We start from the raw sequence: 10,163 nt of genomic DNA, 5'->3' as shown, positions 1-10,163 counted from the left end.
TTTGTCTCTTTATTGTTTAGTATAACTGAAATAAAAAGAAAATCCAAAATAAAATAATGAATTTTTACATATTTTCAAATCCATACACAAAAATGTAAATATATAGGTTATAATGGGTGTTGAAACACTCTCCTATGTTTCTAGTGATTGTATCTGTTATCTGTTTTTTAGTGCGAAATCTTTAGATAGATTTTGCACTTTTTTATTTATTGTTTTATAAGATCAGTATGATTTTTAGCTTATTATATTAGGGTCTAATGACAGGATAGCGAGGTTTTATCTAGATTAAACACACTTATAGGTGTACTTGCAAGTATACTTATAAGTGCGCCTATAGAATGAAAGTAAACTTTTGTATATTAGTTTACATTCAAATCCCCTTAAACATTGACTTCTTACAAATTCTCCTGATATCCTCAAAATACACAACAAAAGTATACATTCAAATTGTTGTAAACGAAGAGATATAAAATAATCTTAGTAATCACCTTGCTAAAAAAAATTAACAATACTTATTTAGCAAAAGTATTTTTTAAATTTGAAACACTATCATTTTCTTTCTTTTTTTGTTCCTCTTCTTCTTTCTCTTTCTGTTCTTTTATATCAACCAACATACTTTCAAATTGTGACAATAAATAATTTCGATTTTGAGAAGTAATTATAGCTTTAAAAGCCCATGAAAAAATAACTGTAATAAATACTAAACCAAACAAAGCAATCACAGAAGGAAGTTCATTCACATATTTAGCATGAAAAATAATTAACATATAATCTTTTAATACAAACGTAAACATAAACAATATAACTGAGGCAATCACAGGAAAACCTTTAGATAGATCATAAAAAGCTTTATTAATAGCACTAGTACGATTAATAACATCTTTTATTGTTTCTAAATCCAACATAGCTAATTCCTTTTTTTTCTCATTTAACTCTTCTAAACTATCAGAATTACATAAATCAAAATTCTCCGAAACAAATTTTACAAATTCCCTCCATTTTGACAATAACAACTTCTTTTTGAGTAAACTAACCATAAAACACCTCGTGTAATTTTTAGTTTATATATTAAGATAATGAAATAAACTTTTCAATATAAATACTTTGCCCTTTTCTTCTTATCTAAACAAAATTTCTATACTCAAAAGTGTACATTCACTTTCAAATAATTGACTTCAATATAATTCACCTGATACCTTTTTAAAGAAAAGTATACATTCAATACATAAAACAAAGAGGTAAAATCCATGAACAAAAAACCACATCTCATTGATGTCCAACCCATCCGTAGCAAAGAACAGATTGAAGATATGAAATGGGCTCTTAAACGTCATTGTTCCGAACGAGACTATATTCTCTTCCTTATTGGGATCCATACTGGATTACGTGTCAGCGATCTACTCCAAATCAAAACACAAACCATAATAAATTTAAAACGTAAAAAGAGAAAAGAATTCAAAATCAAAGAGGGAAAAACGAAGAAAGAACGCATGATTAACCTTACTTCTATTTTTGATGAAGTATACTCTTATGGCCAAACACTAGAAAGTACCTGGTTATTCCCTTCCCGAAAAGGAGATCAACCCATTAGTAAAATCCAGGCTTATCGACAATTGCAAAAAGCCGGAGATTTTGCCGGTGTAGAATCTATCGGGACCCACACTATGCGCAAAACCTTTGGTTATTGGTTCTATAAACAAACTAAGGATGTAGCTATGTTACAAGAAATCTTGAATCACAGCACTCCACAAATCACTTTGAAATATATTGGAATCAATAAAGAAGAAAAAGACAATATACTTGATATGTTTCAAATCTAATTCATCATCTCTTATTGATCATAATGTTATAAAAAAAGGTCTAAAACCTCTTTTTATAACATTTTTAAAATAAAAAAACACACCTATTCTTTTTTATCGGATAAAGATTTAATAACATCATCATAAATTCTTTGTAAGTGTATTGATTCATTTACATCAGTAGTAATTTCACTAAGGCGATCAAATATCTGAATAATTGTCATTGTACTAGATAAAAGTTCTCTCTTTTTCTCAGCTTCACTTTTAGTATCACTGGATAACTCAGAAGATTTAATTGACTCAAATAAAGAAAAAATCATATCTTCCGATAACCTATCAGTCATTGTTACACGATTTATATAATCAAGCATTTTTTTCTCATGTTTATTTATATTTAATAACTCTTCCAATTTTATTTGTAATTTCTCAATACCTGTTGAATGAGAAATTCTACAAACTGAGTCTTTCACAATCCCTTTAAAAGAATGTTTACCATCAGTAATCCTATAATACATTTTAAAAGAAACTACACCTTTTCTAATTTCATTATTTGATAACAACAGGCCTATATATACTTCTTCTCCACTCTTTAAACGTTTAGGCTTTTCCAATTCAAAAGAAGCCTTAATCTCAGAATCACTAATATAACCACCTGTAAATTTAAAATCTTCTCCAGTATCTACAGCATATTTATGTAAAAATAAAAGACATAAATAAAGTACAACATTATTATCATAATTTTTATAAAAGCCTTTAGATGTCACTCCTCTTAATAAATAAACAGGGTTCTCAGAATCATTACCTTGATACTCTAAAAGCAACCTATACTGTCTTCTATTATCAGATAAAGCTTTAAGCATTTCATTTATATAAATAGAAAATACACCTTCAACTTTATCTTTATGAGAATTTTTTAAACAAAAATCAATATGTTTACTTCCCATTTCAAACCAACTACTAAAACACTCATTTGTTGAATTATATACACCCTCAGACATTCCTTGAGCAATTATATCTTCTGCACCTTTAATTGACTCATTTGAAAATTTTAATTTCATTTCATTTTCATCATTAAAACCTAAAAACTCTATTTCATTATGAGACAATGATAAATCTAATTTCATACTTTCAATCTCATCAATAAAATTTTCTAATACAAAACTAACTCCTCTTACTTTCAAAATATCATCATTATCACCAAAATTATTTAAAGGAAATAATTCCTTTATATCATCATCTATAAATTGATCCTTATCAAAAGTTCCATCATTTTCTCTAAGTAATTTTGATAAATCTTGAAGCGATATCTGTTTATCATCAACAAAATCTAAAAATGGTACAACATACTTAAATTTCATATGATTTTTTAAAACTTCCATTAAACCCCTCCTAACTCGAATATCCTTTAATATTTATAAATTACATTATATAACATATGAAACAGAAAATAAATACATATAGCGTTTTAAAATAAATATAAATCAATATATTGTGTCTTGGTTTCTGATTCTATTATATTTTGTCTTATTTGTTTAATTTCATCTAGTAAGTTCTCTCCTTAGTATTATTTAATACCTACTAACAATACAAAATCACCCTAATATAAACATATTCAAATTTACGTACATTTATATTACATATATATACGAGTTGTTTAACTGAAATATATATGATTTGGAAATATTAAACAATCATCGAAGAATAAAAGGAAATATAATATTTCTGCTGTCCCCCAACATTTCCTCTTCCTTTCATTCAAATTTTTATTATAAAAAACATAATAACAGCAAGGAAATGCTTGTATGCTGATCTGTACTGCATTCCCTTATCCTATGTATGCTATATTCTTATTCGCCTTTTTCTAACAGTAGAACCACGAATCTTGGCGAAGACATTGGTTTTTGCCCTATCCTGGGGTCCGTCCTCGCTTTTTATTCCACGGTTCCCTTGACCACGAGCCTCTGAACCCTCAAACTCCCAAAGATAACCCCAGCGGGCAAAAACCGCCCTTCTGGGGCCACCTCTGGCGAGTTTGCATGAGGGTTCCCCTCATCGTCAAGGAACTTTCGCGGCATAAACGCCAGGACTCAACAAATAAATCACTAGTTGTACGTTTATTTCATACAACTAGTTTATCAACTAGTTTAAACTAAACCATAAACTAGTTGATTATAATCAATATTTTTCACTATTATTTAAACTACATAAGAAGCTACTTTTACAGATATCATTTCTTTTAAATCATTTAACTCTTTATCCAATTTTGTTAAATGTTGCATGTAATTATCTTTTGTATTAAGAGATCCCTCAAAATAAATAGTTTCAAAAAAAGCTATAGATTTTTTATATAAATTACGATTTTCTGTTTCAATAATCATCTCAATAACTTCTTCATCCAGTTTCTTAATCTCATCAAACTTCTTTTTAAATTCTTTTTTAAAATTATTATTTAAATTCTGATTTAAAAGAGAATCAATTAGTCCGTCAACATTTCCTGCGATTTTATCGAACCTTTTTTGCAATATATAATACTTAATACACTTCTTTTTTTTGCGCTTATCTTTATTTTTCTCTTCATCAGCCGCGAAATTCCAAATAATTGTAGCAATTGCTACAAGCATTGCACCAAAAATAGAATTTGTTGATTTTATGATTTCAGCATTAACATTGATTTTAAATACATTAGCAAAAAATGAACTAAGCGATTGTAAAACAGAGAACAAACCGAAATATAAAAGTATTGATACAAAACATAAAGCTATTGGAATAATTATTAGTGCTAAAAATTTTCTTTTCCAATTAGTTTTTTCTCTAAACATAAAATATTCACCTCACTTCTTTTATTCTGTTTTTTATTATATATAAAACAATTGATTTACACACGGTGTCATTAAACATAGAGTACAACTAGTTGATAAACTAGTTGTACTCTATTCAATCTTGTTTAATATCTACAGATATTGCATAACAAACTTTAGCTGTATCTTGATCAATTATTGATTGAATATCATCAACCCGTTTCATATCTCCAATCGGCCTCCATCCTTTTCGAACACTTACCATAATTTCAGCTTCTAAATCTAATTTCTCTAACTGTTGAATTAACTCTTTTACTTTCATCAAATCACTCCTTTTCTATAACTCACTATCATTTTATCAAGTTCTTGTGTATCATTCTTTTAAAAAAGATAAGGAGGTTGTCTTACAATGAGTACCAATAAAGATTTACTTAAATTATTTGGATCTATGCCCCCTAAATCAAAAGAAACTTCTATGGATTGGAAACAAATCAAACAACAAGCTATACAAGAAGTAATCCAAAACAAACACAATCTTTCTTCTAAAAATCAGTCTACAAATCCCTAAAATACACATCTTAATTCCAACATCAATTTCTGATTTCTCATCCAAATAAAAGTGGAAATTCGGAACGCAGGATAAGGGGATGGACACAATAGTGTCCACAACTACCAGGCAAAGCCTGGTATATCAATATTTCAATGTACCTACATTTGTGTTCATAAAAGAAAATAAAAAGATGTTTTGTATACACAAAACATCTTAATCCTTTGATACATCTTTATTTATTTGTATTCACGACCAAATAATATAGTATTTTCTATTACATTTTTATCTTTCACCATGCTATTAATTATATATATGATTAAAAATGATACATATAAAAAGATAAAAATATTATTAACATCTTTATAGCAAGGAAATGCTTGTATGCTGATCTATACTGCATTCCCTTATCCTATGTATGCTATATTCTTATTCGCCTTTTTCCTACAATAGAACCACGAATCTTGGCGAAGACATTGGTTTTTGCCCTGCCCTCGCTTTTTATTCCACGGTTCCCTTGACCACGAGCCATCGAACCCTCATCGTCAAGGAACTTTCGCGGCATAAACGCCAGGACTCAAATTATAAATCTCAAAATAATTACTTTCCAAATAACCTCGCAAAAAAACCTTTTGATTCCGTAGATGCTGTTAATGATTTTGTTTCTTGTACTTCACGAATTGTTTCAAGTAACTTCTGATCCCGTTGCTCTAACTTATTATCAATATAATCTTGTTGCTTTTGTAATTGTTCAATTAACAACTTATTAAATTCTTCTTGTTTCTCACTATATTCTCTCAGTTTACTAACTTCATCTTTTAATGCTGTTAATTCTTCAGCTAAAATTTCTCCAACTTCCTTACTAGGAACAGGTTTAATACTTTCTCCACCTGTAGCAAAATAATGTTCAATTTGTTTCATTGAGTAATTTTGTTCTCGATGCAATTGTTTAACTATCTTCATTTGCTCAAGAGCTTTTTCATCAAAAATATTGTAACCTGACTCATTTTTCTCTAAAGGAATATATGTCTTTAATTCTTTCATCCAATTCCTTATAACATTTGGTGATTCATCTAAATATAATGCAACTTCTTTAACAGTCATAGCTATATAACCTGGGTTTTCTCTACCTAGGTATTCACTTTTATCCATCTTTTTACCCACCTTCAAAACCTAGATAAAAACCTAAATATTTTTAATATCAAGGGTTATTCCCAAAAAAATCATTCTTAGAACCTAGGTATTAAACCTAGGTTTTTACTAATTCATTCTACTAAGGTTTATATCCTTCTGTCATATGAAAATAACGGAATTTTTCATATCTCTAATTCATACTTCATTTAGCAAAGATCTTAGCCCCGCCACAAAAAGTTTTCTAATAACATTGCAACAAACCACAATCAAAATCACATTCTTGTTTTTTAACATAATAAAATTAAGTTAAAAAACAAGGCATTTTATAAAATTAGAAATTCTAAATTAAAATAGAAAGAAGAGCATAAAGGTTTTTTGGTCCCAACTTGAGACTAGGCCCAGCCTAGCTTAAACGTGGGTACACGAAAATTCCCAGGATGTCCACTCACTGACGACACAAAGTCCCTTTGATTAGCATTAAATAAATATAAATATTTAATCTAGAATCAAATAACAACAAAATACAAAATGCTATTTAAATGCTTCAGAATCCTTTTTAAAGAATATAAACCCAAAACAATACTTATCATCGTGAAAACAAAAATAAACGCTTAAAAAACAAAATAAACAGGTTTAAAAGAAGGTTTTTCTTTGCTTTTGGGGTTGAGGCTGGTTCGTCGTGTGGGGACGACCCCCCACGGATTACGTATCTATTAATATGGTAAGTGAAATTATCGGTCGAAAGCACTAGCGGTTTGGCTCGTATAATAGCAAATTCAAGCCGATGATCATAATAGTTGCTTTTGGATGTATCGGCTTGGTGCCGCCAAAACTCGAGCCAAAAAAAGTTTGGCAAGGATGTAGCAAAGCGAAAAGGGTGGAGATTTTCTGTAGCAAAGCGAAAGAAAATACGACCCGTTCCTTGCGGAACTTTTAGCCCTTTAATAATAGTGATAATAGAGAACATTTACAAAAAGTATGTCGATACCTTGCTATAACTGGGTTTAATGCACTTTTTAGGGTGTCACGAAAAGGTGACACTTTTTTGTTTTTTGTCACCTTTTCGTGACACCTAAATAATGGATAAAGCACATAAAAAAAGACTGTATCAAATTGATACAGTCTAAAAAAATCTAACTGGTAATTTTACTTTCTTACCATTTTGATCTTGAAGATTTTTCAAAGAATGTTGAAACAATCTCATCGTTAATTTATCAAGTTTCACTTCATTTTTTCGAGGTGCACAAATCATTATGTAAGGATTTACTATCCATGTTCTAGGACTTACAGTGCGACCATTTTCAATGATTTGACCCGCACCTTCTGGATTAAGTAAAATTTCTTTTTTCTTTAATGAATTCATAACGGTTGATGTTTTTTGCCTTGATTTCCCTATCATTTCAGCAATTTCAGAAACAGTTGCTGCTTTTGGAAGTTCAAAATCATCTTCAAGATTTTTTCGTTTCTTTTTAAACTTATCTTCCCTGTTAATGATTACATTACTTTTAAATTCTAAATACGCCTGAATCCGAAATAAAAAATCACCTTCAGCTTGAGTAAAATAACCAATACTATTCAATAAATCCAAATTTCTATGCATCACTTGATTAAATGGTTCACCAGCAAATGGATCTTTATTAGTTCCAACGTAATGATCTTCTCCAGTTAATTCTTTTAACTGTTGTAAAAGAGACTTTTTAAGTTCTTCAGCTTGATCCCTTTGTTTTGCATCTTTCTCAAAATCTCGTTTTCTAGCATTACCATTAGCTTGTTTTAAAGCTTGTCCTAAAGTTTGATCATTCTCTTCTTTCATTTTATCAATTCCTCCTCTAATTGAGGGAATCAACAAAAATACCTATTTTTTGCTATTTGATTATGAATCAAATTATGATAATCTATAACCAGACAAATAAGTTTTAGGTATTTTCGTAGAATACCCTTTTAAAAGAGTCATGTTAGCCGCATGACTCTTTTTTCATTCTATCACGTTTTCAATAACCTTAAAGATGAAAACAAAGTTTCCCTAATTTTTTTATCGTTCCATGTCATATCCTCGTTGTTTATGGATTTCCCTCTTATGTTCCTGTTCAAAATGATTGCTAACTCTCTCTTATTATCCAATTCATTTTTAACAAGCCACCTAAACCTCTTAAAATGCTCTCCAAGGACTTTTTTCGTATTGTGATATGCCTACAAAACTCAACATAAACCAAAATACACCACCAATCATATAAATGATGGTAGTGTATTTTTAATCCTAAATAAAAAATTAATTAGCTGCTCTTCTAATCATATCTGTAAGCATCTCATCAGATAATTTATTTGTTCTTTTAGGGGAAGTAAGAGTATTAATAATTCCCTCTCTAAATTGTTCAATTAAATCAACGTCTTCTACTGTAATTTCTCTAACATATTGTTTTTGATTTTTTCCAGCATCTTTAATCTCTTCTTGAATAATATCCCTTTTAAAAACTTCAATTCTAAAAGTATCATCTTTACGAGGAATCCTTGTCACTAAATGTGTATCTTGTTCTTTATGTTCTACTTGTCTTTTCACCAATACATAATGAGTACAGTATTGTCCTGGAGAATATCTATATACTTTAACAGTAATATCCTTAGGGACTAAAAGTATTAACTTATCATTTGCTAATAACGGAAAATCATTGCAAATTTCCCATGTTTTACTTTCATTATTCCAATAAGGACCTATATCAATTCTTTCATTCCCTAATGGAATACCGTGCAACTCGCATTGTTCCTTCGTAAATTGTACTAAATGCTTTCGAATTACATTAGTTACCAAATCTGATAATCTATCTGGTCCAAAATTATCTATAAACACATGTAAATCCTCTAAACGTTTAATAAGACCGATTTCAATCATCTGTTGAGATATAATATAATCAAAAACCTCAGCTAACATCTCTTCAGACGCACCAGTACCTCTTGGATTATTTCTAGACATTCCAAAACAAGTTTCATTTGGTTCGTGTGCACAATTGAAAAGCTCCCTAGCTTCTTCTCTTCTATTTTCTTCGTATAATCTAATTATATGATCAAAAAATCCATATAATGTAGCAGAAGCCTCTCTAAACCAATTTCCTTCCTTAATATGTATCCAACAAGGGTCAATAAACAATTTAGCATCCCTTTCTGTATCCACATCAACAAATTCAAGCTGTTCTTGTGTTAAATTCAAGTTGAAATGTTCCGTAATCTTCATAAAATATCAATCTTCCTTTTCTATTTATTTAGGTATAAATAGATAGAAAAATACTGTCTACAAACAACATAAATGAAAATAACCAAAAAATAACATAAAAAAGAAAGTAATAATTCTCTTGATTTTCTTATTAATAGTTTGTTAGAATAAACTCAGTTGAAATTAGAAAATCTATTATGTATTTCTGATGTGGGGACATCGGTTTTAATACAAATATGAATTTTTAGACAAATCTACTCTTTACACCTTTCGTCATTATACAACAAGAAGGTGTATTTGTCAACATTTATTTTTAAGATTTTATGAAAGCGTTTTCATTTAAATAGAGATATTATCACAACAAACAAAAGAACCCTAAAATCCAGGTTTTTTATGTAAACTTATATTCAAAAGAGATTTGTGATATAATAAATATCCATCACTAACTAACTTAAGGATTTCATCCATTTAAAAACCTCTTTATATGTGTCCATATAAAGAGGTTTTTTTGCGTTTATAAATTGAAATTATGTTAAAATTAATAAGACTACATTTGAAAATGTGGGTTCAAGTTGCTGTATTGACTGAATTGCACCAAAAAACCAATTCCATTACACGGGAATTGGTTTTTTGGTTTTGGGTGTGTTTCGTTAGCATAATTATTGACAGCCTAAGGGAGA

Annotated in this window: 9 protein-coding genes and 1 pseudogene; 2 read left to right on the top strand and 8 right to left on the bottom strand. The window is 29.3% G+C overall.

The annotated features are described in order from the left end of the window. Positions 1-512 precede the first annotated feature (512 nt). Positions 513-1,037 (bottom strand): hypothetical protein, encoded by a 525-nt coding sequence (locus QCI73_RS30765; RefSeq protein WP_050224796.1) that lies wholly within the window; start codon positions 1,035-1,037, stop codon positions 513-515. Between the two features lie 210 nt (positions 1,038-1,247). Between QCI73_RS30765 and QCI73_RS30760 the strand changes: the two genes are divergently transcribed. Continuing rightward, positions 1,248-1,820 carry a tyrosine-type recombinase/integrase gene (locus tag QCI73_RS30760; RefSeq protein ID WP_123805839.1) on the top strand — a complete coding sequence of 191 codons (573 nt, stop codon included), beginning with the start codon at positions 1,248-1,250 and terminating at the stop codon, positions 1,818-1,820. Positions 1,821-1,903: 83 nt separating this feature from the next. On the opposite strand, the gene QCI73_RS30755 is transcribed toward QCI73_RS30760, so the two are convergent. The 3 genes from QCI73_RS30755 to QCI73_RS30745 form a co-directional block, all read right to left on the bottom strand. Then, positions 1,904-3,178 (bottom strand): hypothetical protein, encoded by a 1,275-nt coding sequence (locus tag QCI73_RS30755; RefSeq protein ID WP_123805842.1) that lies wholly within the window; start codon positions 3,176-3,178, stop codon positions 1,904-1,906. Between the two features lie 816 nt (positions 3,179-3,994). Beyond that, a complete protein-coding gene (locus QCI73_RS30750; RefSeq protein WP_050224800.1) occupies positions 3,995-4,618 on the bottom strand; it encodes a hypothetical protein in 624 nt (207 codons plus the stop codon). A gap of 115 nt (positions 4,619-4,733) precedes the next feature. Beyond that, positions 4,734-4,919, bottom strand: coding sequence for a hypothetical protein (locus QCI73_RS30745; RefSeq protein WP_050224801.1), 186 nt, complete (start codon positions 4,917-4,919; stop codon positions 4,734-4,736). 87 nt (positions 4,920-5,006) lie between these two features. Between QCI73_RS30745 and QCI73_RS30740 the strand changes: the two genes are divergently transcribed. Then, positions 5,007-5,165 carry a hypothetical protein gene (locus QCI73_RS30740; RefSeq protein ID WP_192957654.1) on the top strand — a complete coding sequence of 53 codons (159 nt, stop codon included), beginning with the start codon at positions 5,007-5,009 and terminating at the stop codon, positions 5,163-5,165. Positions 5,166-5,744: 579 nt separating this feature from the next. On the opposite strand, the gene QCI73_RS30735 is transcribed toward QCI73_RS30740, so the two are convergent. The 4 genes and pseudogenes from QCI73_RS30735 to QCI73_RS30720 form a co-directional block, all read right to left on the bottom strand. After that, positions 5,745-6,296: a MerR family transcriptional regulator gene (locus QCI73_RS30735; RefSeq protein ID WP_123805844.1), complete on the bottom strand. Its 552-nt coding sequence runs from the start codon at positions 6,294-6,296 to the stop codon at positions 5,745-5,747. 1,105 nt (positions 6,297-7,401) lie between these two features. Continuing rightward, positions 7,402-8,091: a hypothetical protein gene (locus tag QCI73_RS30730; RefSeq protein WP_050224803.1), complete on the bottom strand. Its 690-nt coding sequence runs from the start codon at positions 8,089-8,091 to the stop codon at positions 7,402-7,404. Positions 8,092-8,310: 219 nt separating this feature from the next. After that, a pseudogene (locus QCI73_RS30725) lies at positions 8,311-8,465 on the bottom strand (MobV family relaxase); the annotation flags it as partial. An 82-nt stretch (positions 8,466-8,547) separates the two neighbouring features. Continuing rightward, complete coding sequence (locus QCI73_RS30720) at positions 8,548-9,504, bottom strand: hypothetical protein (RefSeq protein ID WP_050224804.1); 957 nt, start codon at positions 9,502-9,504, stop codon at positions 8,548-8,550. Positions 9,505-10,163 lie beyond the last annotated feature (659 nt).

The sequence above is a fragment of the Bacillus cereus group sp. MG16 genome (genome assembly GCF_040459875.1).
GTDB classification, from domain to species: Bacteria; Bacillota; Bacilli; order Bacillales; family Bacillaceae_G; genus Bacillus_A; species Bacillus_A paranthracis.
The sequence above is the reverse complement of the archived record's forward strand: the minus strand, read 5'-3'. Positions and strand labels throughout refer to the sequence as shown.